General features: G+C 63.0%; 22 protein-coding genes. 9 read left to right on the top strand and 13 right to left on the bottom strand.

Features of this window, described 5'->3' with window-relative positions:
- Positions 1 to 153 precede the first annotated feature (153 nt).
- Positions 154 to 1,869: a GMC family oxidoreductase gene (locus tag AB3X94_RS07450; protein WP_368611164.1), complete on the bottom strand. Its 1,716-nt coding sequence runs from the start codon at positions 1,867 to 1,869 to the stop codon at positions 154 to 156.
- Between the two features lie 139 nt (positions 1,870 to 2,008).
- Entirely contained in the window at positions 2,009 to 3,562 is a 1,554-nt protein-coding gene (locus tag AB3X94_RS07445) for a CoA-acylating methylmalonate-semialdehyde dehydrogenase (RefSeq protein WP_368611163.1), read from the bottom strand.
- A 147-nt stretch (positions 3,563 to 3,709) separates the two neighbouring features.
- Here AB3X94_RS07445 and AB3X94_RS07440 point away from each other — a divergent pair, with 147 nt between their 5' ends.
- The gene (locus AB3X94_RS07440; protein ID WP_176109913.1) at positions 3,710 to 4,609 is read left to right on the top strand and encodes a LysR family transcriptional regulator; all 900 of its coding nucleotides are present in this window, start codon (positions 3,710 to 3,712) and stop codon (positions 4,607 to 4,609) included.
- Positions 4,610 to 4,848: 239 nt separating this feature from the next.
- Positions 4,849 to 5,385: a class IV adenylate cyclase gene (locus AB3X94_RS07435; RefSeq protein WP_368611162.1), complete on the top strand. Its 537-nt coding sequence runs from the start codon at positions 4,849 to 4,851 to the stop codon at positions 5,383 to 5,385.
- Between the two features lie 87 nt (positions 5,386 to 5,472).
- Here the strand turns inward: AB3X94_RS07435 and AB3X94_RS07430 are convergent, their stop codons facing one another.
- Positions 5,473 to 5,964 carry an Lrp/AsnC family transcriptional regulator gene (locus tag AB3X94_RS07430; RefSeq protein ID WP_013090976.1) on the bottom strand — a complete coding sequence of 164 codons (492 nt, stop codon included), beginning with the start codon at positions 5,962 to 5,964 and terminating at the stop codon, positions 5,473 to 5,475.
- A 146-nt stretch (positions 5,965 to 6,110) separates the two neighbouring features.
- Here AB3X94_RS07430 and phhA point away from each other — a divergent pair, with 146 nt between their 5' ends.
- Complete coding sequence (gene phhA / locus AB3X94_RS07425; protein ID WP_368611161.1) at positions 6,111 to 7,001, top strand: phenylalanine 4-monooxygenase; 891 nt, start codon at positions 6,111 to 6,113, stop codon at positions 6,999 to 7,001.
- Positions 7,002 to 7,093: 92 nt separating this feature from the next.
- Positions 7,094 to 7,408: a 4a-hydroxytetrahydrobiopterin dehydratase gene (locus AB3X94_RS07420; RefSeq protein ID WP_368611160.1), complete on the top strand. Its 315-nt coding sequence runs from the start codon at positions 7,094 to 7,096 to the stop codon at positions 7,406 to 7,408.
- Between the two features lie 104 nt (positions 7,409 to 7,512).
- Here the strand turns inward: AB3X94_RS07420 and AB3X94_RS07415 are convergent, their stop codons facing one another.
- Positions 7,513 to 7,737 carry a DUF3717 domain-containing protein gene (locus AB3X94_RS07415; RefSeq protein ID WP_176109909.1) on the bottom strand — a complete coding sequence of 75 codons (225 nt, stop codon included), beginning with the start codon at positions 7,735 to 7,737 and terminating at the stop codon, positions 7,513 to 7,515.
- Between the two features lie 149 nt (positions 7,738 to 7,886).
- Between AB3X94_RS07415 and AB3X94_RS07410 the strand changes: the two genes are divergently transcribed.
- Positions 7,887 to 8,573, top strand: a complete 687-nt coding sequence (locus AB3X94_RS07410; protein ID WP_013090980.1) for a response regulator transcription factor — start codon at positions 7,887 to 7,889, stop codon at positions 8,571 to 8,573.
- A gap of 155 nt (positions 8,574 to 8,728) precedes the next feature.
- Positions 8,729 to 10,243, top strand: a complete 1,515-nt coding sequence (locus AB3X94_RS07405; RefSeq protein ID WP_368611159.1) for a sensor histidine kinase — start codon at positions 8,729 to 8,731, stop codon at positions 10,241 to 10,243.
- An 83-nt stretch (positions 10,244 to 10,326) separates the two neighbouring features.
- Here AB3X94_RS07405 and AB3X94_RS07400 read toward each other — a convergent pair whose 3' ends face one another.
- From AB3X94_RS07400 to mnmC, 7 genes are all read right to left on the bottom strand, one after another.
- Entirely contained in the window at positions 10,327 to 10,860 is a 534-nt protein-coding gene (locus AB3X94_RS07400) for an SET domain-containing protein (RefSeq protein ID WP_176109907.1), read from the bottom strand.
- A 212-nt stretch (positions 10,861 to 11,072) separates the two neighbouring features.
- A complete protein-coding gene (locus AB3X94_RS07395; RefSeq protein WP_152852608.1) occupies positions 11,073 to 12,185 on the bottom strand; it encodes an NADH:flavin oxidoreductase/NADH oxidase in 1,113 nt (370 codons plus the stop codon).
- A gap of 110 nt (positions 12,186 to 12,295) precedes the next feature.
- Complete coding sequence (locus tag AB3X94_RS07390) at positions 12,296 to 13,009, bottom strand: glutamine amidotransferase (protein ID WP_176109906.1); 714 nt, start codon at positions 13,007 to 13,009, stop codon at positions 12,296 to 12,298.
- Between the two features lie 142 nt (positions 13,010 to 13,151).
- Positions 13,152 to 13,790 carry a MarR family winged helix-turn-helix transcriptional regulator gene (locus AB3X94_RS07385; RefSeq protein ID WP_176109905.1) on the bottom strand — a complete coding sequence of 213 codons (639 nt, stop codon included), beginning with the start codon at positions 13,788 to 13,790 and terminating at the stop codon, positions 13,152 to 13,154.
- Positions 13,791 to 14,359: 569 nt separating this feature from the next.
- Positions 14,360 to 15,475, bottom strand: a complete 1,116-nt coding sequence (locus tag AB3X94_RS07380; protein WP_176109904.1) for a YbdK family carboxylate-amine ligase — start codon at positions 15,473 to 15,475, stop codon at positions 14,360 to 14,362.
- An 87-nt stretch (positions 15,476 to 15,562) separates the two neighbouring features.
- Positions 15,563 to 16,768: a cation:proton antiporter gene (locus AB3X94_RS07375; protein ID WP_176109903.1), complete on the bottom strand. Its 1,206-nt coding sequence runs from the start codon at positions 16,766 to 16,768 to the stop codon at positions 15,563 to 15,565.
- 972 nt (positions 16,769 to 17,740) lie between these two features.
- On the bottom strand, positions 17,741 to 19,708 hold the full coding sequence (mnmC, locus tag AB3X94_RS07370; protein ID WP_368611158.1) for a bifunctional tRNA (5-methylaminomethyl-2-thiouridine)(34)-methyltransferase MnmD/FAD-dependent 5-carboxymethylaminomethyl-2-thiouridine(34) oxidoreductase MnmC: 1,968 nt from the start codon (positions 19,706 to 19,708) through the stop codon (positions 17,741 to 17,743).
- Between the two features lie 230 nt (positions 19,709 to 19,938).
- Here mnmC and AB3X94_RS07365 point away from each other — a divergent pair, with 230 nt between their 5' ends.
- On the top strand, positions 19,939 to 20,136 hold the full coding sequence (locus tag AB3X94_RS07365; RefSeq protein WP_176109901.1) for a hypothetical protein: 198 nt from the start codon (positions 19,939 to 19,941) through the stop codon (positions 20,134 to 20,136).
- A gap of 18 nt (positions 20,137 to 20,154) precedes the next feature.
- Entirely contained in the window at positions 20,155 to 20,433 is a 279-nt protein-coding gene (locus AB3X94_RS07360; protein WP_013090989.1) for an HU family DNA-binding protein, read from the top strand.
- A gap of 99 nt (positions 20,434 to 20,532) precedes the next feature.
- On the opposite strand, the gene AB3X94_RS07355 is transcribed toward AB3X94_RS07360, so the two are convergent.
- Together AB3X94_RS07355 and AB3X94_RS07350 are read right to left on the bottom strand one after the other, a co-directional pair.
- On the bottom strand, positions 20,533 to 21,894 hold the full coding sequence (locus AB3X94_RS07355; RefSeq protein ID WP_368611157.1) for a GTP-binding protein: 1,362 nt from the start codon (positions 21,892 to 21,894) through the stop codon (positions 20,533 to 20,535).
- 144 nt (positions 21,895 to 22,038) lie between these two features.
- The gene (locus tag AB3X94_RS07350) at positions 22,039 to 22,482 is read right to left on the bottom strand and encodes a lytic transglycosylase domain-containing protein (RefSeq protein WP_176109899.1); all 444 of its coding nucleotides are present in this window, start codon (positions 22,480 to 22,482) and stop codon (positions 22,039 to 22,041) included.
- A gap of 496 nt (positions 22,483 to 22,978) precedes the next feature.
- Here AB3X94_RS07350 and gspD point away from each other — a divergent pair, with 496 nt between their 5' ends.
- Positions 22,979 to 25,414 carry a type II secretion system secretin GspD gene (gspD, locus tag AB3X94_RS07345; RefSeq protein ID WP_368611156.1) on the top strand — a complete coding sequence of 812 codons (2,436 nt, stop codon included), beginning with the start codon at positions 22,979 to 22,981 and terminating at the stop codon, positions 25,412 to 25,414.

Genomic DNA, 25,414 nt, shown 5'->3' with positions numbered 1-25,414 from the left:
TGCCATTGTCGCCCCAATGATGCAGCGCATTCATTGGGATTTGCACTAAGTGAACGAGGCCCGCGCCACGCGCACGTGGCATGCGGTTAGCACGCTTCACGTACGCGGCGGAAAACATGACCGATCCGCTCAGTTTCCATCGCACGGTGCATGTCACACAGACGACATCGACGCAGCCACACCCATTTGCGCTGCGATGCTGCCGCTCACGCGCGCGCGACGATCCTCGCGGATCATGTCGCTCGCGCGTTCGGCGATCATCAGCGTCGGCGAATTGGTGTTGCCCGACGTGATGTTGGGCATCACCGATGCATCGACGACACGCAAGCCTTGCACTCCGATAACCCGTAGCCGGTTGTCGACGACCGCGGCCGGATCGTCGGTCGTGCCCATGCGGCAGGTGCCGACGGGATGGAAGATCGTCGTGCCGACCGCGCCCGCGGCCTGCTGCAATTCTTCTTCACTTTGATACTGCAGGCCCGGCAGAATCTCCCGCGGCTGATAGCGCGCGAGCGCGGGCGCCGCGACGATGCGGCGCGTCAGACGTAGCGCGTTTGCTGCGACGTGGCGGTCGTACCCGGTCGACAGATAATTTGGAGCGATCAATGGTGGTGCGGACGCATCGGCCGACGCAATATGAATGCTGCCGCGCGACGTGGGGCGCAGCTGACACACCGACGCCGTGAACGCATTGAAGCGATGCAGCGGTTCGCCGAAGCGGTCGAGCGACAAAGGCTGCACGTGATACTCGAGATCGGGTCGGGTCAGCGAGCGATCGTCGGCATCGGACTTCGCGAACGCGCCGAGTTGCGACGGCGACATCGACATCGGTCCGCTCTGAAACAACGCGTACTGCATGCCGATCATCAGCTTGCCCCACCAGTGCGCGGACATCGTATTCAACGTGCGCACGCCCTGCACCTGAAACGCCATGCGCAGTTGCAGATGGTCCTGCAGGTTCTCGCCGACGCCGCGCAGATCCTGAACGATCTCGATGCCGAGATTCTGCAGACGTGCTCCATTGCCGACGCCGGACAATTCGAGCAGTTGCGGCGAGTTGACCGCGCCGGCGGAAAGGATCACTTCACAACGCGCTTTGGCGACATAGTCGACATCGGCGCCACGATATTCGACTCCGGTGCAGCGGCGGCCGTCGAACACGACACGCTGCGTGTGGGCACCGGTAATAACTGTGAGGTTCTCCCGCTTCAACGCGGGCCGCAAAAACGCCTTCGACGCATTCCAGCGAATGCCGCGCTTCTGGTTGACGTCGAAGTAGCCGACGCCGGTGTTGTCGCCGCGATTGAAATCGTCGGTGGCAGGAATGCCGGTTTGCTGCGCCGCTTGCGCGAACTCTTCCAGAATCTTCCATTTGAGGCGCTGCTTCTCGACGCGCCAGGGTCCGCCCGCGCCGTGCGCTTCGTTGGCGCCGCCGTGGTGATCCTCGCTGCGCCTGAAGACCGGCAGCACCGCGTTCCATGACCACGTGCTGTCGTTGGTCACACGCGCCCACTCGTCGTAGTCTTCACGCTGACCGCGCATATAGATCATGCCGTTGATCGACGAACTGCCGCCGAGCACACGCCCGCGTGGATACGACAGCGTGCGGCCGTTCAGACCCGGCTCTGCCTGAGTCTTGTACAGCCAGTCCGTGCGCGGATTGCCGATGCAATACAGATAGCCGACCGGCACATGAATCCAGTGATAGTCGTCTTTCCCGCCGGCTTCTAGCAGCAGCACGCGGATCTCGGGATCTTCGGTGAGCCGGTTCGCCAGCACGCAGCCCGCAGTGCCCGCGCCGACAATGATGTAGTCGAACTCGCCTTCGAGCCGCCGTACGGCGCGAGGCGTACTGTCGGTATGACCCATCGTTCAGTCTCCTAAGCATTTTTTGCAGCGCAGGCGTGGAAGCTCGATCGCTTCCACGCTTGCGCCGCGACGCGCTTTTATTCGCTTTTACTCTTTTGCTCGCGCGTTCGCCGACTTTATGCGGCGCAAAGCCGCCAGCTTATTTGGCGACCGGCATCGTGAACTCTGCGCCCTTCGCAATGCTGTCGGGCCAGCGCTGCATGATGCTCTTGTAGCGCGTATAGAACCGCACGCCTTCCTCGCCGTACGCGTGATGATCGCCGAACAGCGACTTCTTCCAGCCGCCGAACGAATGCCAGGCCATCGGCACCGGAATCGGCACGTTGATGCCGACCATGCCGATCTCGATCTGCCGGGAAAACGCGCGCGCAATGCCGCCGTCGGACGTAAATAGCGACACGCCGTTCGCAAACTGATTCGCATTGATCAGCTCGACCGCCGAGGCAAAGTCGGGCACGCGCACGACGCACAGCACCGGTCCGAAGATTTCTTCGCGGTAGATCTTCATCTCGGGCGACACTTCGTCGAACAGCGTCCCGCCGAGGAAAAAGCCCTTCTCGTGCCCCACGACCTGATGAGCGCGTCCATCGACGACGAGCTTCGCGCCCGCGGCGACGCCGGCGTCGATATAGCCGACCACCTTGTCCCGATGCGCGCCGGTGACGAGCGGCCCCATCTCGGCCGCCGCTTCCATGCCGTTGAGGATCTTCAGGCTCTTCACGCGCGGCGTCAGACGCTCGATCAGTTCATCGGCGATATGCCCCACCGCGACCGCCACCGAAATCGCCATGCAGCGCTCGCCGGCCGAACCGTAGGCGGCGCCGATCAGGGCGTCGACGGCCTGGTCGAGATCGGCGTCGGGCATTACAACCAGATGATTCTTCGCCCCGCCCAACGCCTGCACCCGCTTGCCGTGCTTCGTGCCTTCCGTGTAGATGTATTCGGCGATCGGCGTCGAGCCGACGAACGACAGCGCGCTCACTTCGGGATGTGCGAGCAGCGCATCCACCGCGACCTTGTCGCCGTGCACGACGTTGAACACGCCGTCCGGCAGGCCCGCTTCCTTCAGCAGTTCGGCGAGCCGGATCGATGCGGACGGATCGCGTTCGGACGGCTTCAACACGAAGGTGTTGCCGCACGCGAGCGCGACCGGGAACATCCAGCACGGCACCATCATCGGGAAATTGAACGGCGTGATGCCGGCGACCACACCGAGCGGCTGGCGCAGATTCCAGTTGTCGATGCCGCCGCCGATCTGATCGGTGAAATCGGTCTTCAGCAGGTTCGGGATGCCGCACGCGAATTCGACGATTTCGATGCCGCGCATCACTTCGCCCTTGGCGTCGGAAAACACCTTGCCGTGCTCGCGCGTGATCAGCTCCGCGAGTTCGTCGTGATGGCGGTCAAGCAGTTCCTTGAACTTGAACAGCACCCGCGCGCGTTTGATCGGCGCGGTTTCGCTCCACGCGGGAAACGCGGCGTTGGCCGCGGCAACAGCAGCGTCCACCTCGGCGACGCTCGCGAGCGGCACGCGCGCGCTGACGCTGCCGAGCGCCGGATTGAAGACGTCGCCGAAGCGCCCGCTCGTGCCTTCGACGGTCTTGCCGTTGATGAAATGGCTCAGCGCGCGTGCGCTCGCCGCGCTGCGTGCGGCCTCGTGCTGCGCGGTTGCGTCGGAATATGTCTCACTCATCTCGTTCCTCTTTTGCTGTGAAATCTCCCGCTTCGCGCTCGATACCGCGCGCCGAAGCATTGCTCAACACTCAGCGTACGGCGTCTAGGAGCGACAAATCCAATGAGTAATGCTCAACTGCGCTATAAGCCGCGCTAATATCAGGATATGGATCTGACTCTGCTTAGGGCTTTCGTCACCGTCGCACGCGAGGGCAACCTCACGCGCGCCGCGGTGCAGCTACATCTAACCCAACCCGCCGTCAGCCTGCAAATCAAGCACTTGCAGGAAACGCTCGGCGTGACGCTGTTCACGCGGACTTCGCACGGGCTCGCGCTGACTCGCGACGGCCAGGCGCTGCTGCCGCACGCCGAACGCGCGCTCGGCGCGGCAGCCGACGTACAGCGCGCCGCGCAGACGCTCCGCCAGGAAGTGCGCGGGCGCCTGCGCATCGGCACCATTCTCGACCCCGAGTTTTTGCGCCTGGGCGGCTTCCTGAAGCAACTCGTCGAGACCTGGCCGCAGATCGAAACCGCGCTGCGCCACGGCATGTCGGGCTGGGTACGCGAGCAGATTCGGGCGGGCGAGCTCGACGTCGGCTATTACATCGGCCTGCCCTCCGACGACGACACCCGCGACGGCGCCACGTTTCACGCGGTCACGCTCACGCATTTCCAGTATCGCGTGCTCGCGCCGGCGGGCTGGAAAGATCGCGTGAAGGGTGCGCGGGACTGGCGCTCGCTCGCGGCGCTGCCGTGGATCTGGACGCCGCCGGCGTCCGCGCACAACCGGCTGCTGTCGCGCTGTTTCGGCGAGGCGGGTGTGAAACCGGTCAAGGTGGCCGAGGTGGACCAGGAGCCGTCGATGCTCGATCTGGTCAAGTCGGGAGTCGGTCTCACGCTTGCTCGCGACGCAACCGCAATCGCCGAGGCGCATGCGCACGCGCTGACGATCGTCGATGGCATCACCGTGCCGACGCAGTTGAGCTTCATCACGCTCGCCGAGCGCAAGGACGAGCCGGCGATCGCGGCGGCCTTGAAGCTGATCGATCAGCAGTGGGCGATCTGAGCGAGGACCGTCTGACGCGCTGCGATATGAGTCTCGCTAATGCCCGCACTCGTCCCGCCTGCCGCGCGGGCTGAAAGCATTCCGTCACGAAGTTTTTGCTAGATTGTCGGTTTGCGCTCGCGCAGCGCCCTCGTAGCGCTTTCCGTTCCGCCCGACTTCGTCCTTCCTGGCGGCTTCTCCCCGGCACCACCAGTGGCCCCGGAAGCCGTCGATCACTCGGCCCATCCAAAGGAGCCCACATGGCACGCAACATCGAAATCAAAGCCCGCGCCCAGCATTTCGACCAACTGCGCGAGCGCGCCGCGCAGCTCGCGACGGACGCGCCACTGATCTTTCGCCAGCAGGACTTTTTCTACGACGTGCCGCGCGGCCGCCTGAAGCTGCGCCAGTTCGACGACGGCACGCCGGCCGAGCTGATCTTCTATCAGCGCGACGACCGCGACGGCCCGAAGGCGTCGTACTACACGCGCAGTCCGGTCGCGAATCCCGAAGCAATGCATGCGCTGCTCGCGACCGCACTGACCACGCGCGGCATCGTCTCGAAAGAGCGGCACGTGTATCTGAGCGGGCGCACGCGGATTCATCTGGATCGCGTCGACGGTCTCGGCGATTTCGTCGAACTCGAAGTGGTGCTCGCGCAGGACGACGACGAAGAAGGCGGCCACACCGAAGCGGAAGCGCTGTTCAAGAGCCTCGGCGTATCCCAAGCGGATCTGGTGCCGGTCGCGTATGTCGATCTGCTGAATGCGGACGACGAGCCGAAGCGAGCGGCATAAGGATCGCGTCACTGCAGGGGCCGCGGCGGCACGCGCGCGGCTCCCTCTGCCGGCTTGTCGACACCCGCCGGCAACGGCCTCAAACCTTCAGACCGGCGCAGCCCCCGGCGCAAGATGCCCGAGCGGCAACGGCCCATTGCGCTTGAACGTGGTCAGCACGATATTCGAGCGCACGCTATCGACACCCGGCACGCGCATCAGCTTCTTCATCACGAAGGTCGACAGATAATTCAGATCCGGCGCGACGATGCGCAGCAGATAGTCGGCATCGCCGACGACCGCGTGACACTCCAGTACTTCGGGCAGCACGTCGATCTGCTGCTGAAACTGCTCGATAATCGAATCGCCGTGATGCTTCAGCTTCAGGCTCGTGAAAGCGGTGACGCCGAGGCCGAGCTTTTCCGGCCGCAATACGACGCGATAGCCATCCACCACGCCGACCTGTTCCAGCCGCTGCAGCCGTCGCCCGATCTGCGACGGCGACAGCGGCACCTGCTCGGCCAGCTGCTGATGCGTGGCGCGGCCAAAGCGCTGCAGCACGTCGAGCAGCGCGAGATCGAAGTGGTCGAGTTCAAGCATGTTGATGTCCCGCATAAATTGGCTAGTTAACGCACGATTATCGCATACCTCCTGATTTTCACGCCCAACTTGCGCCCCTTCCGCATGTACTCCGCTCTACACTCGCATGTACCGATTTCCTGCGATTTCCCCGTTAAAGCTTCGCCATGTCCGCCGCCAGCACCGCCAAACTCAAAGAACAGTTCGACGCCGGTCTCGAGACCCGAGCCGACTTTACGATCGACCAGCCGCTCGAACGCTACGGCACGGTTGACCATGCGGTCTGGCGACAGCTGTACGCGCGCCAAACCGCCTTGCTGGAAGGCCGTGCGTGCGATGAATTCCTCGCGGGCGTCGAGCGTATCGGCCTGCCGTCGGAGCGCGTGCCGTCTTTCGACGACGTCAACGCGAAGCTGACGCCCTCAACCGGCTGGCGCATCGTCGCCGTGCCTGGCCTCGTGCCGGATCAGGTGTTCTTCGAGCATCTGGCGAATCGCCGCTTTCCGGTTACGTGGTGGATGCGTCGACCCGACCAGCTCGACTACCTGCAGGAGCCCGACTGCTTTCACGATCTGTTCGGCCATGTGCCGCTATTGATCAACCCGGTGTTTGCCGACTACATGCACGCGTACGGCCGCGCCGCGCTCGCCGCCAATGAAGCGGGCGCGCTGCCGCTGCTCGCGCGGCTCTATTGGTACACAGTGGAGTTCGGGCTGATCCGCGATGCCGCGAGTCCGAACGGCGTGAAGATCTACGGCGCCGGCATCGTCTCGAGCAAGGCCGAGACGGTATACAGCGAGCAAAGCGCGGCGCCGAACCGGCTCGGCTTCGCGCTGGAACGTGTGATGCGCACGCGTTACCGCATCGATACGTTCCAGCAAACCTACTTCGTCATCGATGACTTCGCGCAACTGTTCTGCGTCGCACAAACGGACTTCGCGCCGCTGCTGGCGAAGCTCGCCCATGCACCGGCCTACGCAGCGGGCGACGTGCTCGACGGCGACCGCGTGATCTCGCGCGGAACCCGCGAGGGATGGCAAACCAGCGGCGACGTTTAAACGCCAAGCCGCCTTAGACCCACCCGGCCCGGCGCACGGCGAGCGTTGCACAATCGTGAAAAAATACCGGTTTCGCCCGCCTGCCGGCGAGCGTGTTCGACCAACGAGGTGACTCCATGATTCAGAAACTGACTTCCGACGAGCGCACCCAGCAACTGGCGAAACTGGATCGCTGGGAAAGCGTGGCGGAGCGTGACGCGATTCGCCGCAGCTTCGAATTCGCCGACTTCAACGAGGCGTTCGGCTTCATGACGCGCGTGGCGATCAAGGCGCAGGAAATGGATCATCATCCAGAGTGGTTCAACGTGTACAACAAGGTCGATATCACGCTGTCCACCCATGAAGCGAACGGCGTGACCGAACGCGACATCGCGCTTGCGACATTCATCGACAGTGTTACTACCTAATACAAATAATTACGGGCCCTTATGCGTGTTTATATACAACTTGCCGCGTAATCGGTCCACAATGAAAGGACAATGCAGGCAATACCCTGGGCAAACCTTCAGTTCTACAGGCTATCCTTAAGTTGAACGTAAGCTTCCCAAGCCTGCCTTGCAATCGGGTCAAAACGATCGAGTGATAGCGACTTCTGACGCTGTACAATCAGCAGCGCATACGGCTTGGATAGTGCGCTTGCCTCCTTGCACAGAACGTGTTCGTCGCCGCTCGAAGGTGAGCGGGCGCGCCAGAAGTTGATCGCGGCTTCCAGTTCGTGAATGCTGATCTCGGACATGACTTCGTGATGACTGGCACGGCGCTTCGAGTCGGCTCGACAGCTGCTTCGTGGGGCCTCTGCCGCCGCGTCGCACGCTGGCTGTGTTGCAGGCGCCCCGGCGAACCGCTTGCCAAAACGCCTAAACCTATTGTACTTGAGCGAAATCCATGCGACTCCTTCTGATCGAAGATGACCGCCCCATCGCACGCGGCATCCAAAGCAGTCTCGAACAAGCCGGCTTCACCGTCGACATGGTCCATGACGGCATCTTTGCCGAACAGGCCCTCACCCAAAACCGCCACGAACTCGTGATCCTCGATCTGGGTCTGCCGGGTATCGACGGCATGACGCTGCTGTCGCGTTTCCGCCAGAGCAACCGTCACACGCCGGTGATCATCCTGACCGCGCGCGACGAATTGAACGACCGCGTGCAAGGCCTGAACTCCGGCGCGGACGACTACATGCTGAAGCCTTTCGAGCCGGCCGAGCTGGAAGCGCGTATTCGCGCGGTGATGCGCCGCAGCGGTCCGCACGGTGACATGCCGCGTCCGGAAGTGTCACTGGGTGGCGTGCGGCTGTCGGGCGTCGACCGCCGCATCTTCAACGACGACAAACCGCTCGAACTGTCGCCGCGCGAATTCGCAGTGCTCGAAATGCTGCTGCTGCGTCACGGCCGCGTCGTCAGCAAGGCGCAATTGCAGGATCACCTGACGCACTTCGGCGGCGATCTCGGCGATACCGCGATCGAAGTCTACGTGCACCGTGTGCGCAAGAAGCTCGAGAACTGCCGTGTCGAAATCGTCACCGTGCGTGGCTTTGGCTATCTGTTACAGGAAATCCGCCAGGCCGCATGATCGTCGTGAAGGCCGCGCATTGCGTCGCGGCCTGACGGCGCCGGACCGGCGCCGCGCATCGGCTGTGCCCGCTGCGCGTCGTGCCGGACACCGGACTGCCTCAAGGCGCTTCGCGCCGTTGCTACCGCAGTCACAACTTTCCCGCGCCTAAGATCATGCACCAGCCGGCCGCCAATAGTCTGCGCCGCACGCTGCTGCGGCGCCTCGCTGCTCCCCTGTCGCTGCTCGCGCTGATGAGCGGCCTGATCGCCTACTGGCTCGCCTGGCAGTACACGCAGCACGTGGTCGACCGTTCGCTCGCGGACCTCGCGACCGCTATTTCCAAACAGATCCAGATTGCCGGACCGGAAGCGGCGATCACGGTGCCGCCGCTCGCGCAAGCGATGTTCTCCGACCCGGTCGAACATCTGGTCTACCGGATCAGCACCGGCGACAGCGAAATCGCCGGCGACCACAATCTGCCGCTGCAAGGCACCAACGTGCGCCGCATGCATTATGCGTACGTATTCGAGACGCAGCACGAAGGCGTGACCGTGCGGGTCGCTCAGGTGCGCGTCGATCAGCCGGGCGGCAATCCGATCGTCGTCGAAGTCGGGCAGCCCGTGCATCACCGTTACCGCATCGCCGCGGAGTTTCTGATCGCGATCATGATGCCGTTGCTGCTGCTGCTGCTCGCCGGCTGGGTGATCGTGTGGCGCGTCGTCAATCAGCAGCTCAATCCGCTGACCGCGCTCGCCGATTCGCTGAACCGGCAAACGCACACGTCGCTCGAGCCGGTCGACGAAACCTATGTGCCGGTCGAGATCCGTCCGCTGACGGGCGCGCTGAACGCGCTGCTCGATCGTCTGAAAGCCGCCCTCGATGCGCAACGTAAATTCATCGCCGATGCCGCGCATCAGCTGCGCACGCCGCTCACCGCGGTGAAGCTGCATGCGGAGCAGGCGGTCGTCGCGCGCGATCCGCAGCAGACGCTCGCCGCCGTGCGCGAACTGCGCGCCGCGGCCGATCGGGCCGTGCGGTTGTCGAATCAATTGCTGTCGCTCGCGCGCGCCGAGCCGGGTGAACAGGCGGCCCGCTTCGTCAATGTCGACATGGCCGGGCTCGCCTTCGACACGGGCGCCGAATGGGTGCCGCGCGCGCTAGCGGTACACGTGGACCTCGGCTTCCAGCGCCTCGACGATCCGTCGAACGACGACCCGTTGATGGCGCGCGGCAACCCGGTACTGCTGCACGAAGTGATCGCGAATCTGCTCGATAACGCGCTGAAGTATGTGCCGCCTTCGCGGGCCGACGGCGGACGCATCACGGTTACGGTTTCGCAGACCCTGATCGACGATCTGCGCATGGCCGAGATCGTCGTCGAAGACAACGGGCCGGGCGTGCCGCGTTCGCAGCAGGCGGATCTGTTCAAGCGGTTCTTCCGCGGCGACGGGCAGACCGAGGCGGGCGTCGACAGCGGCGCGGGTCTGGGCCTTGCGATCGTCCACGACATCATGGTGCTGCATCACGGCAGCGTGCATTACGAGGACGCGCCGGAGGGTGGCGCACGCTTTATCGTGAGGATTCCGTTGCTGCCGCCCAGTGCGTCGGCAGACGCTGCCACCGCCAGCGATGCCAACGAGCGACGCGCCACGAAAAAACCGGCGCACTCGGCGCCGGTCGATTTGTAGAAGGTTTGCCGGGCTGCCCCGGCGGCATTCGCCTTGGCGCCTCGATCAGTGCAGACAGCTAACGCCGCGCGCCGGCCCGTGGCTCATTTCTTCTTCGATTTCTTCGCCGATTTGCTGGACTTCTGGTCCTTGTCGGCACCTTTACCCGACTTGCCGCCGCCCTTGCCCTTTTGCGGCGGCGCCAGCATCGTGCCGCGGCACTTGCGCGCGCCGCAACGGCATTCGTATTCCTTTTTCAGCTTCTTCGTCTGCCGCGCGTCGATCACGAGGCCGTAGTCGTAAAAGACTTCCTCACCCTCCGCGATATCGCGCAGCGCATGCACGTACACATGTCCGTCGATTTCCTCGGCTTCGCAGTTCGGCGCGCATGAATGATTGATCCAGCGCGCGCTATTGCCATTCACCTTGCCGTCGATAACCTTGCCGTTGTCCAGCGCGAAATAAAACGTGTGATTCGGTTCAGCCGGATTATGCGGATGACGGCGCAACGCTTCTTTCCAGGTAATCCGCTCGCCCTTGTATTCGATCAGTCGTTCGCCCGCCGCGATCGGTTCGAGAGCAAACACGCCTTTGCCGTGCACACCCGAACGGCGCACGGCGATCCTGCGTGAATTCATTGAATGAATCCTTGTGAAGAACTGGGGGATCAAGTCTGGCAATCGTCAGGCGCGTCTCGCGCGCGGCTTTTTCTGACGCGAATAGCAAACGCGGCGCCCTGCGAGCGCCGCGTCGACTTGCGACGCGCATCGCGCCACAACCGGCATCCTACACGCTGTCGACGGCTTCCTTCAACCGTCAGCCGATGCGTGTGTTCAACGTGCGACGAGCGTCACCGTTGACCGAACGTAATGTCGCCGAACAGCGCTTTCTGGTCGCGCGGTTGTGAACGCCAGTACTGCGGCGGCGCTTCGACGGTCGCGCCGAGGTTGGCGGCCGCATGCCACGGCCAGCGCGGGTTATAGAGCAGCGCACGAGCCAGCGCGATCAGGTCGGCATCGCCCGCTTCGATCAGCTGCTCGGCGTGCAGCGGATCGGTGATGAGCCCGACGCCGATCGTCGCCAGACCCGTTGCGTGCTTGACCGCCTTCGCGAATGGAATCTGATAGCCCGGCTCAAGCGGAATTTTCTGCAGCGGCGACACGCCGCCCGACGACACGTCGATCCAGTCGCAGCCGCGCCTTTCCAGCTCGTGTGCAAACGCAATCGTGTCTTCCAGCGTCCAGCCGCCCTCGACCCAGTCGGTCGCCGACACGCGCACGCCGACCGGTTTGTCGGCAGGGAATGCGGCCCGCACGATGTCGAAGATTTCGAGCGGGAAACGCATGCGGTTTTCCAGCGAGCCGCCATAGTCGTCGGTGCGCTGATTCGCGATCGGTGACAGGAACTGATGCAGCAGATAGCCATGCGCGGCATGCACTTCGAGCGCATCGATGCCAAGACGCGCGGCGCGGCGCGCGGACGCGGCGAACGCCTCGCGAATCCGGTGCAGGCCGGCGACATCGAGCGCAAGCGGTGGCTCCTCGCCCGGCTTGTGCGGCAGCGCCGACGGCGCATGCGGCAGCCACCCGCCTTGCGACACCGGAATCAGCTGGCCGCCTTCCCACGGCACATGGCTCGATGCCTTGCGGCCCGCGTGCGCCAGTTGCATCGTCACGTTGATGTGCGAATGTTTGCGGATCGCGGCCAGCACCGGCACGAGCGCTTCTTCGGTCGCGTCGTCCCACAAACCGAGATCGCCGGGGGTGATGCGGCCATCCGGTTCGACGGCGGTCGCTTCGATGCACAGCATGCCCGCGCCGGACAGCGCGAGCCCGCCGAGGTGAATCATGTGCCATGCGGTCGCTTCGCCGCGCTCGGCGGAGTACTGGCACATCGGGGAGACGACGATACGGTTCGGAAGCGTCACGCTGCGCAGCGTGAGCGGAGAAAAAAGCGCGCTCATGGATTACGTCCAGTGAAAGCCCGAGAGCGATCGAGCATAGCACCGCGCGCGGTTTGCTGCAGAAACGGGGGCACCTCGCTGGCCACTTACGTCGCCATGCGGCCAGCCATTCAGACCTTCGTCTCGACCTGATCGAGCCATTCGCCGAACATGCGGCACCCGGCGGCTTCGAGCGCGGGACCGTATCGAGCGGTGTCGGCGCGCAACTGACGCGCGTCGATGCCGTGACCCGACAGTTCATTGGCATTGCCAATCAGCCAGGGTTCGAACCGATCGGTGCGGATCTCGGGATGACACTGCAAGCCCAGCACGTGATCGCCCCATGCGAAGGCCTGATTCTCGCAGGCCCGAGTCGAAGCCAGACGGGTCGCGTTGGTGGGCAGATCGAAGGTGTCGCCGTGCCAATGCAGCATCGACGTATGAGCGCCATCGAGATGACGCAGTGGCGATGCGCGGCCCGCATCGGTCAGCGTAAGCGGTGCCCAGCCTAGTTCGGCCTGAGCCGCGGGGTAGACGCGCGCACCCAACGCCCGGGCGATCAGCTGTGCGCCAAGGCAGATACCAAGTGTCGGCAAACCGGCCGCGATGCGCTTTTCGATCAACGACAGCAGCGGCGCTAGCGTGGGGTACAGCGCATCGTCGGTGGCACTGATCGGGCCGCCCAGCACGACCATCAGCGACGCGGCAATCGGATTGGGCGCCTCGATACGGGCGACGCCCACGTCGAGATAGCGGACCGGACGCCCGCGCTCACCGAGCACGAGCTCGAGACTGCCCAGATCCTCGAAGTGCACATGGCGGATGGCGAGTACTTCCCGATTCATCGGCCTGCCCTATCTTCAGGTTGACTAACGACTTGCCGCCAACGACTTTATCCTTGCACGGCACCAGCCGGCAAGCAGGCGGCGTATACCGCCCGCCGTAGCCGGCCAGGTCATGTTAGCGGATTGTTCCGGAAGACGCCGGTTATTGCGCGAAGATCTTCCAGGTCTTCTTCTGGGTGGCTACGTCCGCCGTTTCGTGCACGGAACAGTCGAGACGCACATCGGTATCCGACATGTTCAGGTCGAGCAGCGCGCAATGATGCGGCGTCTTCTTCGGATTCTTGCTTGCCTGGAAATGCGTGCAGCTCAGGCACATGCGATGCGACGGAATCGTGTTTTGCGCTTCGAGCTGATAGATGGTCTTGAGCAGCGTGCGATAGAACACCGACTGTTCGTCCTCGCGCAGCGTGCCGACCGCCTTGGACAGGAAGTCCGGCCATTGCGCGGCGCGTTTGGCAGCGGTGCGGCCACGCGAGGTCAGGCGTACCGCGAGCGCGCGACCGTCGTCGAGTGCGCGACGCTTTTCGACGAGACCCTTGGTCTCGAGCGTGCTGACCGCATCGCTGGTGGTCGCGGCGGTCAACGCCGTTTCGCGCGCGATCTCGCCGAGACGCATCGGCCCCTTGCGTTGCATCAACAGCACGAGGATCTCACCCTGGGTCGGCGTCAGGCCCGCGCCTTCCGCCCATTCCCAAGCCTGGCTTCGCATCGCCGTGCTCAATCGCAAGAGGCTGTGGGTCACTCGCCCGTTTGCCTGTTCTCCGTATACGCCTTCGCTCATAATCTTCGATTCGTTTATTTACCGCTTTGGTGCGATGCCGGCGGTTGCCTGCCGGGGTACGCCCGTCGCGTGTGTGGGTAGCTTCGTCCAACCGCGGATGAAGCCGTTTGTACTATCTCAAAAATACACCGCCTTGGAAGCCGAAGGCGGCGAAAAACGACATTCTATGCGAGACCCGCAAATCGTACAGCTAACTTATCCAACGCGAGCTGTGGATAAGCAGGGGAAAACGTTTGGATAGCCTGTGTACCGTTTTGCAACAAGGACTTGCAGCGTGTCGAGCGTTTCCTCGGTTGGGCTTGCCAGGCTTGGCCGGAGCGTCTCTCGTCAGCCCGGTTATCAATTCCCCAGAGCATTGACTTTGCAGGTATTTATTCAGTTGTCCACAGCCTTTGGCAACGCCTGCTCACTGCCCCTAGGCTGGTATACGTAAACTTTCGACAAACCTGAAGGGTTGCGCGCACGAAAAGGCGTAAAAATTTTTTTACGAAAAAAAACCCGCACGGGGCGGGTTTCGTCGGAACGTCGCGTAACTGCCGCACGCAAACGGTTTCATGAGGTATTCGCGGCTAGGCTCGCCACTGCAAACACTGCTGCCGAACCGCTTCATGCAAGGACTTCTCCTGCGCGAACACGCTGCGCAACCACGTCGCGTCGTTGACCTGGCCACGCGCGATCGCGCCGACTTCGGCCAGCGCATTGACCGAGCCGAGCGCTTGCGCATGCGATCCGATCTGTTCGAGCGTTTCGAGGATATCTTCGGAAATCGTCTTTCGTTCACCGGTTTGCGGATTGATGCAGGTGCCGCCGAGTCCGAAACGGCAGGCTTCGAAACGGTTGAACGTGTAGACCAGATAGTCGTCTTCCTGCGGCGTGATCGGCTTGTCGAGCAGCAAATGACGCGCGAGCGTCTGGATGTAGCAGGCGATCGCCGCGGCGCGATCCACCGAAAACGGCGTATCCATCACCCGAACCTCGATCGTGCCGAACCCCGGCTTCGGACGGATATCCCAGTAGAAATCCTTCATGCTGTTGACCACGCCCGTGTGGACCATCTTCGAGAAATACTCCTCAAAGCTGTCCCACGTCAGCACGAACGGCGCGCGGCCCGACAGCGGAAACGCGAACACGGAATTCAGTCGTGCCGAATGAAATCCGGTATCGACACCCTGTACGAAAGGCGACGACGCGGACAGCGCAATGAAATGCGGGATGAAGCGCGACATCGAATGCAGCAGATACAGAGCGCTGTTCGGATTCGGGCAACCGATGTGCACGTGCTGGCCGAACACCGTGAATTGCTTCGCGAGATAGCCGTACAGCTCGGAAAGATACTGAAAACGTGGCGTATCGACGATCTGCCGCTCGCTCCATTGCTGGAAGGGATGCGTTCCGCCGCCGCACAAACCGACGTTCAGATGGTCGGCGGCGGATACCAGCGTGTCACGAATCTTGCGCAGATCGGCGACCGCCTGTTCGTGCGACGTGCAGATGCCGGTCGACAGCTCGATCATGCTTTCGGTGATTTCCGGCGTGATGTTGCCGGGGATTTTTTCGTCCTTGATGAGGCGCAGCAGATCGGTGCCGGCTTTGGTCAGATCATAGTCGTGCGTATTGACGATCTGCATTTCGAGTTCGATACCGAACGTGAACGGTTTCGAATCGATGAAGGGTTCGAGTGACATGGCGTCCCCTGAGTCAGGTCGTTTGAGGCGAAGGAATTGAAAAGACGGGTTCGTGAAACGCGCATGGCACCCACGCGCGTTTCACGCTCACCCCACGCGCCGCTCGGCGACGAGCGCGAGGCTGCGATAGACGAGCCACGGCCCGAGAATCTGCAGCACGAAAATCGAACACATGACGATCGCGCGCAATTGCGGATCGAAGCTCGGATACAGGTTGTACGTGTCGTCGACGAGCAGGTACGCGAGCGCCGACATCGGTGACAACGACAGGCCGAGTGCGATGCCCTGCTTCAGGTTCAGGCCGCTCGGCTTCGCGAAAGCCAGCACGCCGACCAGCTTCGCGACGAGGCGAGCAACGATCAGGCCCAGCGCCGCGACTCCGCCCAACGCGATGTGCCTCCATTCGAACGACGTCAGCGTCAGAACGAACAGGATCACCGTCAGCAGCCAGCCCGCGGTGCCGAAATGCTGCGGCCACAACTGCGGACGCGCTTCGTGATTCTTCACGATGATGCCCGCGGCGAGCAGCGCGAGAATCGTCGATAGCTTGAACAGATGCGCGATTGCGATCGCAAGCAGCACGAGACCGAACAGCGCGACGAACGAATGCTCGTCGTGCATGTTCAGGCGCCGATAGAAGAACGTGCAGGTGCGCGCGAGCAGATATGCGAGCACGAGCGAGCCGACCAGCAGGTACAACGGCTGCAGGATCGTCGCGAACACGTTGCCGTAAACCTCCTGATGCAGCCAGCTCGACACGAGCTTTTCGATCACGACCGCGTACATGCTGTTCAGCGCGGTCAAGGTCAGAAGACGCTGCGTGACCTGGCCTTCGGCGCGCAGTTCGGTTTTGAGCTGGATCACCATCGCGGGAGATGTCGCCATCGCGATCGCGGCCAGTACGGTCGCGACCATCAGCGGCACGTGCAGGAATAGGAGCACCGGCAGCACCAGCACGAAAGTCAGCGTGGCTTCGGCCACGCTCGACAGAATCAACCACGGATTACGGCGGATCCAGCGCAGATCGAGCCGGCTGCCCAGTTCGAACAGCAACAGGCCGAGCGCGACGTCGAGCAGCGGCCGCGCGGCGCTCGCGGAATCCGCATCGATTACGCCAAAGCCGGCCCCGCCGGCTATGAGGCCGATCACCGCATAGCCGGAAATGCGCGGTAAACGCCACGCGCGAAAGCAAAGCTCGCCGCACAGACCAGCGACAAGCAATGCGAGACCTGCCCAGAAAATGGCGTCGGGTGAAAGCGGCCACGCAGGCAGAAACGAAAACGCCGAATTCATCGTAATGGGTTCTCCTTGGCAGCAACGGCAGACGACACGAACCGGCGCACACGCACGCCGTGGCACGAGCGAACCGAGAGCGCTCGTTGTCGCAAGCGCTTCGCGAAGTCAGCGTTGCGAGGTTTCAATGATCGGATGATCGGAATGCGCCGCGGCCGCAAAAAACCGCACTGAGTCGGGCACATTCACGGGATGCGGCAGTAGCAACAGGCACGGTGAAGGAACGCCGTCGACCTTGAATCAGATTCTGTTTGACCGGCACCGTTCCGTTGCTGCGCGTGCCGTCAGATGCGGTGGCACGACGCGGAAAAGAACCGGGATTGTGCCATAGCTTGTTCCGCGTTAACCGAAAAGACGTTAACTCGCTGGCAAAACGGTAAAAAAGTACGTTATTTTCATACCGAACGGAAAAAGCGACCTTTTTTCGAGGTATCCCGTCAATTTCAACAACATCGCGAACGGTGAATCCGCTCCCTGGCATTACGCCCGCGTGTGTGACCTTGATGTGCGGTTTGGTCTGCGTTTCGTTCGCGCTCTTCCCAGGTTAACCGCGCGCATCGAGCAATCCGTTTACGTGAGCTCGAACGAAATTCATCCAGCCCGATAGGCGGGGCGCTAGCCCCCGTCTTTGCTGTTTACTGGTTTACCGTATGTATACGTAGTAACAGTTAACAAGCTGCCTCGGTTTCTGTGGATAACCTATGTTTACCGAAATAAATCATCAGGTTGTCGGCCGCATAACCGGATGGACAGCATGTGCGGCTGCGGCCGGTATACGCGAGCAACTTTTCGCACTTTTTCGTGATGTCCCAGTTACCCCGTTTACGTCCACAACGGCTCCACACCACTTGCGCCGGCTAACTGGGTGGTTATCCACAGGTTGCGGTGGATAAGCGGAGGTGTCGGTTAACGTGGTTTACAGCGCGGGCGGAGTTAACGTGCCGGGCGTTAACTCCGCAATGGTCGAACCGGTTAACCGATCGTCCCCTGTCGCAACGAACGCAGCAGAAAACGCCCGGGGTCGATGTCCTCGGCGAGATCGCGTTCCAGCGGCCACGGCTCGCCTTCGATCTGTGATGCGATCAGTTCAGCGCCGAGCGCGGCCCATACCAGCCCGCGAGAACCATAAGCGAATGCGCCGTATAGACCGTCGACGCGCGGCAGATCGAGCGGCCATGCGCCGCGCAGGCGAGCAGCATCGCGTGCGGCGGCGGCTTCGTCGGCGAGCTGGCCGATCATCGGCATGCGGTCCGAGGTCACGCAGCGAAATGCAACGCGTCCGCTGAGCGAGTTCAGCGACGCTTCATCGAGTGCGCTTGCGAACGACGGCAGCATCTGCGCGACGCGCTCGAGATTCTCGCGGTGACCGTCCGCGCGCAGCGACGTGTCGGGGTCGTCGAGCTCATAGGTCGCGCCTGTCAGCGTGACGCCGTTCGCGAGCGGCACGGCATAGCCCTCGCCGATCACCGGCAGCGCGAGCGGCGCGACGGTCCCCGCCGGCAGCAAGCTCAACTGACCGCGAATGCTGCGAGTCGGCGCATGACGCAAGCCAGCGATGCGCGCAGCTTCATGCGCACCGGCGACGATCACGACCGGCGCTCGCGCGACCATCTTTCCCGCGATATCGAAGACGGTCCACTGGTCGCCGCAACGTTCGAGCCGCGCGACTTCGACGCCGAAGCGTCGTTCAAGCAAGCCGCCTGCCGATGCCAATTGCGCCGCGCAAAGAGAGGCGGGATCGATCCAGCCGCCGCGCGGAAAGAACCAGCCGCCACGCGCGAGCGGCATGCCGGCGAGTCGCGCTGCATCGGCCGCGGAGACCGGCGTCACGTAGTCGGACGGATAGCGAAACGTGGCGATGGCCGCGCCGATCGCGCGCGATTCGTCGTCGTCCGCGGCGATCTGCAACAGGCCGCGATCGCCGCGGGCCAGTCGATGCCCTGCGTTTTCGAGTACGGTCCAACGATTGAGCGAGTACAGAAAGCCCGCCCGCGTGACGCGCGACGCGACACTGTCGTCGCGCGAAATCATTGGGTGGAATACGCCGGCCGGATTGCCCGACGCATCCTGCGCAACCGACCCATGCCGCTCGAGCGAAGTCACGCGCCAGCCGCGTGCCGCAAGCCGTTCGATCACTGCGCAGCCGGCCAGCCCCGCTCCGATCACGACCGCATGTCGTTCATCGCGGCCGAACGGCGTGGGCGGTTCATAACGGCGCACACGCCAGCGCGGCGCGAAGCGTCCGACCAGCATCGCGCGTTTCCAGCCGAAGCCGTCGACCTTGCGATACTCGAAGCCGCATTGCGTCAACGCGCGTTTGACGTCGCCCGCGCTGCTATAGGTGGACAAGGTTGCGTCATCGCCGGCGACGCGCGCGAGCGCCTTGAAGATCGCCGGACTCCACAGCTCGGGATTTTTCGCGGGCGCGAAACCATCGAGATAAAAAGCATCGGCACGCAGCCGCAATGCGGGCAGGCTGTCGAGCGCATCGGCGAAGATCAACGTCAGCACGACGCGGCCGCCTTCGAATTCGAGCCGGTGCGTACCGGGCACGAGCATCGGCCATGCGTTCACGAGCGTGTCCGCGAGTTCGGTGATGAGCGGATCGGAGATCGTCGATTCGTGGACGCGGCGCAGATCGGCCGCGCTAAACGGATGCTTTTCGGTCGACACGAAATGCAGCCGCTCGCAGCGTGCGGGATCGGCGCGCCACGCGGCCCACGTGACGAGAAAGTTGATGCCGATGCCAAAGCCGGTTTCGAGCACGGTGAAGGTTCGACGGCTCTGCCATCTTTCGGGCAATTCGTTGCCGCGCAGAAAGACGTAGCGAGCCTGCTCGAGCGCGCCGACGGCGCTGTGATAGATGTCGTCGTAGTGCGGTGAAAAGGGGCTGCCGTTGTCGCGGAAAGCGAGGACGGCGGGGATCAGCGGATCGGTCATGCGCGACGGGAAAACACGCTCAAAAGATCGCTCGAAAGAGCGGGTTCGATGGTCGGAGTCGGCGCGCGCCGCGCGCGAGTCGCCGCAAAAGACCCATCAGGACGCTTTCAGACGCTTTGCTGCGTTGGCAAAAACCAACGCTAACCCCCGCCAGGACTGGGTTTCAGCCCTCGTTTAGGGGGTGCTGAAGGGCAAAATTTCGATTTACTTGCAAGAACGGCCCGAAAACCGTGCAATTCCTCGAAACCCTTATCCTGATTGGGTTTGCGCTGCGCTATCATAGCAAGCGCCGCGAAGGGAGCGGCAGCACGGCCGCCGAACAGTATCCTGTCCGGCGTGGGAGATCTTCAGGATCGGGGCCGCAGCTGCTCGACGGCGCGGTGCGCGCACGTATAATCGGCGCGGTCGCGCTGTTCGTATCAACCTAAACTCAGAAAGGAACCTTAATGAACAAACAGGAACTGATCGACGCTGTCGCAGGACAGACGGGCGCCAGCAAGGCTCAAACCGGTGAAACGCTGGACACGTTGCTTGAAGTGATCAAGAAGTCTGTGTCGAAGGGTGAGGCGGTCCAGTTGATCGGCTTCGGTAGCTTTGGTTCGGGCAAGCGCGCAGCGCGTACGGGGCGTAATCCGAAGACCGGCGAAACCATCAAGATCCCGGCTGCCAAGACTGTCAAGTTCACGGCAGGCAAGGCGTTCAAGGACGCAGTCAACAAGCGCTAAGCAGACTACTGCCGGGCAGTTGACACCCGCGAGAAAAACCCGCCAGTGGCGGGTTTTTTTTCGTCCGTGCATGAGGTTCGAATGCGCGGCGTGCTTCGTTCAGTCATGACGATGCGCGTTCTTGCCGTGGTCATGTCCACAATGCTCGCAGTCGTCGCCGTGCCCGTGATGATGATGGTGATGCTGGTCGTCATCGTGATCGTGATCGTGGTCGTCGAACTCCCATGCCGGGAACGGATCGGGGAACTGCTGCCAGGCTTGCGGCCCGAGCGCGTATTCGTCGTCGGTGAGCAGACAGGCATCGAACTTCGCGCGCCACAGGGCGGGGTCGATATCGACGCCGATCAGCGCGAACTCCTGACGACGATCGCCGATGCTCATATCGTCCGGCTCGCCGTACCAGTCGGCGGCGATTTCGGCGGCCAGCTCGTCGTCGCCTTCCGGCCATTCGCTGCGATCCTGCGCGGCCCACCACATGCCCGCGGGGCCGTGCCGGCAAGCACCACCGGCCTGCGAGAGCGAACCGCCGATATCGTTGCGCGTCGCGAGCCAGAAGAATCCCTTGCTGCGCAGTACGCCCTTCCACTCCTGGTGCAGCAGCTCCCATAGCCGCTGCGGATGAAACGGCCGGCGTGCGCGATAGACGAAATAGCCGACGCCGTATTCGTCGGCTTCGCTGTGATGCATGCGGCCATCTTTACCGCCGTGCTCATTCTCGTGCTTGTGCTCGAGCGCCGCGAGCCAGCCCTGCGCATTCGACGCTTCGTCGAAATCGAAGCGTCCGGTGTTCAGCACCTGATCGAGCGGCACGTCGGCAAAGCGGCTCACGAGCTGCACCGCGCGCGGGTTCAGGCGCGCGAGGATGCGCTGCAAACGCGCGAGCTCGTCCGCGCTGACGAGATCAATCTTGTTCACGACGAGCACGTCACAAAACTCGATCTGCTCGATCAGCAACTCCACGATCATGCGGTCGTCGCCTTCGTCGACCGTGACGCCGCGTTCGGAGAGCGCATCGGCAGACGCGTAATCGCGCAGGAAGTTGAACGCATCGACGATCGTGACCATCGTATCGAGCCGGGCGGCTTCGCCGGGCGACGGGGCTTCGTCGCCATCGTATGTGATGGTTTCGGCAATCGACATGGGCTCGGCGATGCCAATCGATTCGATCACCAGCACGTCGAAGCGCTTTTCGCCGGCGAGGCGACGGATGTCGCTTTGCAGATCGTCGCGCGGTGTGCAGCAAATGCAGCCGTTCCTGAGTTCGACGATCTGCTCGCCGACGCCCGGCAGCTCGGCCGCATCACGCACGAGCGTCGGCTCGATATCGACGTCGGCCAGATCGTCGACGATCGCGGCGACGCGCAAACCGGCGCGATTCGCGAGGATGTGGTTCAGGAGCGTGGTCTTGCCAGCGCCCAGAAAACCGGAGAGCACGGTGATGGGCATTAGCGGCTGGTTCATCGCGGTACGAAATACGGGAAGATTGGAAGGCGTGCGGGGCGTGGGGCCAAATCGTCGGCGTCGCTGCGACGGCGCGAAAAAGCACGAAATCGCATTGTGCATTAAAATGCGTGCGGCTCGTGCGAGCGACAGCGTTGGAATGGCTTACTGCGCGGGCATCAACTTCCAGCTGCGCAGAATCGCAGCGATCTGTTGCGCGTATTTGTCCCGCAACGTCGGCGTCTCCGAGTGGTATGCTCCGACCGCCTGCCAGGTATTGCCGTACTTGTTCATCTGGCGGCGCAGATGCCACGCCGCGATGTAAACGTTCTTGCACGGCTCCATCAGCGTGCCCTGCGAGATCCCGTACTGGGAGAGCACCGGCAGATGCACCGAATTGATTTGCATCACACCGTAGTCGGTCGAGCCGTTCGCGTTCTTGTGCTGCGCATCCGGCCGGTTGTGCGACTCCTGCCACGCGATAGCCCGTAAGATCAGCGGATTGACCTTCTGATACTTCGCCGCTTCATCGAAGCAGTCGGCGCGCGCGGAACCGGCTGCGGCGAGCAGCGCGAGGGTGGCGGCAAAGGTGACGAGCGGACGTATCATCGGTCAATAGGACTAAGCAAACCCGAGGTAAGAATCGGTAAGGCAGTTCGCCGACCGCGTCTCGGCCGCAACGGCAAGCTGGCCGGGCGTTCGTCGAGCATCGGGGAAAACCCGCGTCAGCAAACACATAACAGTGGGTCGAACGGCTCGTATCATACCGGCAGTCCGACCTTCGTCAAGTTGGCTAACCGACATAAGACCGTACAAAGCCGGGTAATGGCGTGAGTGTACGGTGATGGTTAGCTTTCAATTTAATAACAGCTCTGCGATCTTCATGGATTCGCATGAGGCCCCTTGTTTTGTTTCAATTCCGACATGAAAAGCTGTTACTGTTCGATTTTTTCGGACGTCGGGACGCTGGAGCTCGAAGCGAAACTCGCTTTTAGGGCCGGCTCACAAACCGACCAGGCGGTAGCTTGCCGCCGGGTCCGCATCGCATGACCGTCGGTGGCAGAGGCTGCCGGCATCGATATCACATCCCATGAGAAGAAATTGTATGGCTTTGCGTCGGGCGGCAACGGCGCTGCTGGTGGCTGGACTGATCACCGCGCAAACTGCACAGGCGCAGGTGACACTCAACTTCGTCAACGCCGACATCGACCAGGTCGCCAAGGCGATCGGCGCGGCAACCGGCAAGACGATCATCGTCGATCCGCGGGTGAAGGGGCAACTGAACCTCGTGTCCGAAAATTCTGTGCCTCAGGATCAGGCGCTCAAAACCCTGCAGTCCGCGCTGCGCATGCAGGGGTTCGCGCTCGTGCAGGATCATGGCGTGCTGAAAGTGGTGCCCGAGGCCGACGCCAAGCTACAGGGCGTGCCGACCTACGTCGGCAACGCGCCGACGGCGCGCGGCGACCAGGTCGTCACGCAGGTCTTCACGCTGAGGAATGAGTCGGCCAACAATCTGCTGCCGGTTCTGCGTCCGCTGATCTCGCCGAACAACACGGTCGCGGCCTACCCCTCCAACAATACGATCGTCGTCACCGACTACGCCGACAACGTGCGGCGCATCGCCCAGATCATCGCGGGTGTCGATAGCGCGGCCGGCCAGGCGGTTGCAGTCGTGCCGCTGAAAAACGCGAATGCGATCGACATCGCGCAGCAGATGAACAAGATGCTCGATCCGGGCTCGATCGGCAGCACGGACGCGACGCTCAAGGTGTCGATCTCGTCCGATCCGCGCACCAACTCGCTGCTGATGCGCGCGTCGAACGCCGCACGCCTCGCGGCGGCCAAGGAGCTCGCCAAGCAGCTCGACATGCCGACCGCGATGCCGGGCAACATCCACGTCGTGCCGCTACGCAATGCCGACGCGACGAAGCTCGCGCGCACGCTGCGCAGCATGCTCGGCAAGGGCGGCGGCGAGGGCTCGTCGGGCGGCGCGAACGAGGCGAACTCGTTCAACCAGAACACGAGCGGCGGCGGCGGTGGTGGTGGTGGCGGCGGCGGTGGCGGTCTGTCGAACAGCAGCTATTCGACGGGCTCGTCGGGCACGCCGCCGTTGCCGTCGGGCGGCCTCGGCGGCGGCTCGATGAACTCGCCGATGGGCGGCGGCGCTTCGGGCTCGAGCAGCAGCAGCGGTGGTTTTCTGAGCAGCGACAAGGAGAAGAGCGAGGACCAGGGCGGCGGCATGATCACGGCCGATCCCGCGACCAACTCGCTGATCGTCACGGCGCCCGAAGCGACGTACCGCAACTTGCGCGCGGTGATCGACCAGCTCGATGCGCGTCGCGCGCAGGTGTATATCGAGGCACTGATCGTCGAGCTGAACTCGAATACGAGCGGCAACCTCGGCATTCAGTGGCAGGTCGCGAACGGTAACCTGTTTGCCGGTACCAACCTGGCGACCGGCTCGGGCAACAGCATCATCAACCTGACAGCTGCTGCGGCTGCTGCTGGCACGACCGGCGGTCTCGCGACGGCGCTGGGCAGCCAGGGCCTGCAACAGGGCTTGAACGTCGGCTGGATCCACAACATCTTCGGCGTGCAGGGTCTCGGCGCGCTGCTGCAGGCGCTGTCGCAGACCGCCGACGCGAACGTGCTGTCCACGCCGAACCTGATCACGCTCGACAACGAAGAAGCGAAGATCATCGTCGGTACCAACGTGCCGATCCAGACCGGTTCGTACTCGAACCTGACGAGCGGCACGACGAGCGCGGCGTTCAATACGTTCGACCGTGTCGACGTCGGTCTGACGCTGCACGTGAAGCCGCAGATCACCGACGGCGGCATCCTGAAGCTGCTGCTCTACACTGAAGATTCGGCAATCGTGAACGGCACTAACAACGCGGCGACGAACCCGGCGGGTCCGGAATTCACGAAGCGTTCGATCCAGTCGACCGTGCTGTGCGATAACGGCGAGATCATCGTGCTCGGCGGCCTGATGCAGGACAACTACCAGGTCAGCAACAGCAAAGTGCCGCTGCTTGGCGACATTCCGTGGCTGGGCCAGCTGTTCCGCTCCGAGCAGAAGACACGCAACAAGACTAACCTGATGGTGTTCCTGCGCCCGGTCATTCTCGCCGACCGCGACACCACGCAGGCCGTCACGGCGAACCGCTACGACTACATCCAGGGTGTGCAGGGCGCGTACCGTCAGGACAACAACATCATGAGGGATCGCGACGATCCGGTCGTGCCGCCGATGCCGCTCGGCCCGAGCCAGGGCGGGGTGCCGGCGATGAACCTGTTCGACCTGAACCAGATGCGCCGCCAGCAGATGATGCCGCAGCAGGCACCGCAACAGGTTCCACAACAGGTACCGCCGCAGGCCGTACCCCAAGCTGGCGCGCCGGCCGTACCCCAAGCTGGCGCGCAGACTACAACCCAACCCGTGCCGCAGACGGTGCCGCAAACCATGCCACAACCGGCCGTCGTCGAGCCGGCGAGCGGCCCGGTGCCGAGCACGGTGTCGCCGGGAGCGCGTCCGTGA

The sequence above is a fragment of the Paraburkholderia sp. BR10923 genome (assembly GCF_040948765.1).
GTDB lineage: Bacteria > Pseudomonadota > Gammaproteobacteria > Burkholderiales > Burkholderiaceae > Paraburkholderia > Paraburkholderia youngii.
This window is presented reverse-complemented; position numbering and strand designations above follow the sequence as displayed.

Excerpts from the sequence above, each read along its gene's own strand:
- AB3X94_RS07450 (WP_368611164.1), bottom strand. The coding sequence starts at position 1,869 with ATGGGTCATACCGACAGTACGCCTCGCGCCGTACGGCGGCTCGAAGGC.
- AB3X94_RS07360 (WP_013090989.1), top strand. The coding sequence starts at position 20,155 with ATGAACAAACAGGAACTGATCGACGCTGTCGCAGGACAGACGGGCGCC.
- mnmC (WP_368611158.1), bottom strand. The coding sequence starts at position 19,708 with ATGACCGATCCGCTGATCCCCGCCGTCCTCGCTTTCCGCGACAACGGC.
- AB3X94_RS07415 (WP_176109909.1), bottom strand. The coding sequence starts at position 7,737 with ATGTCCGAGATCAGCATTCACGAACTGGAAGCCGCGATCAACTTCTGG.
- AB3X94_RS07405 (WP_368611159.1), top strand. The coding sequence starts at position 8,729 with ATGCACCAGCCGGCCGCCAATAGTCTGCGCCGCACGCTGCTGCGGCGC.
- AB3X94_RS07400 (WP_176109907.1), bottom strand. The coding sequence starts at position 10,860 with ATGAATTCACGCAGGATCGCCGTGCGCCGTTCGGGTGTGCACGGCAAA.
- AB3X94_RS07435 (WP_368611162.1), top strand. The coding sequence starts at position 4,849 with ATGGCACGCAACATCGAAATCAAAGCCCGCGCCCAGCATTTCGACCAA.
- AB3X94_RS07395 (WP_152852608.1), bottom strand. The coding sequence starts at position 12,185 with ATGAGCGCGCTTTTTTCTCCGCTCACGCTGCGCAGCGTGACGCTTCCG.
- gspD (WP_368611156.1), top strand. The coding sequence starts at position 22,979 with ATGGCTTTGCGTCGGGCGGCAACGGCGCTGCTGGTGGCTGGACTGATC.
- AB3X94_RS07355 (WP_368611157.1), bottom strand. The coding sequence starts at position 21,894 with ATGAACCAGCCGCTAATGCCCATCACCGTGCTCTCCGGTTTTCTGGGC.
- AB3X94_RS07445 (WP_368611163.1), bottom strand. The coding sequence starts at position 3,562 with ATGAGTGAGACATATTCCGACGCAACCGCGCAGCACGAGGCCGCACGC.
- AB3X94_RS07440 (WP_176109913.1), top strand. The coding sequence starts at position 3,710 with ATGGATCTGACTCTGCTTAGGGCTTTCGTCACCGTCGCACGCGAGGGC.
- AB3X94_RS07430 (WP_013090976.1), bottom strand. The coding sequence starts at position 5,964 with ATGCTTGAACTCGACCACTTCGATCTCGCGCTGCTCGACGTGCTGCAG.
- AB3X94_RS07410 (WP_013090980.1), top strand. The coding sequence starts at position 7,887 with ATGCGACTCCTTCTGATCGAAGATGACCGCCCCATCGCACGCGGCATC.
- AB3X94_RS07385 (WP_176109905.1), bottom strand. The coding sequence starts at position 13,790 with ATGAGCGAAGGCGTATACGGAGAACAGGCAAACGGGCGAGTGACCCAC.
- phhA (WP_368611161.1), top strand. The coding sequence starts at position 6,111 with ATGTCCGCCGCCAGCACCGCCAAACTCAAAGAACAGTTCGACGCCGGT.
- AB3X94_RS07375 (WP_176109903.1), bottom strand. The coding sequence starts at position 16,768 with ATGAATTCGGCGTTTTCGTTTCTGCCTGCGTGGCCGCTTTCACCCGAC.
- AB3X94_RS07350 (WP_176109899.1), bottom strand. The coding sequence starts at position 22,482 with ATGATACGTCCGCTCGTCACCTTTGCCGCCACCCTCGCGCTGCTCGCC.
- AB3X94_RS07380 (WP_176109904.1), bottom strand. The coding sequence starts at position 15,475 with ATGTCACTCGAACCCTTCATCGATTCGAAACCGTTCACGTTCGGTATC.
- AB3X94_RS07390 (WP_176109906.1), bottom strand. The coding sequence starts at position 13,009 with ATGAATCGGGAAGTACTCGCCATCCGCCATGTGCACTTCGAGGATCTG.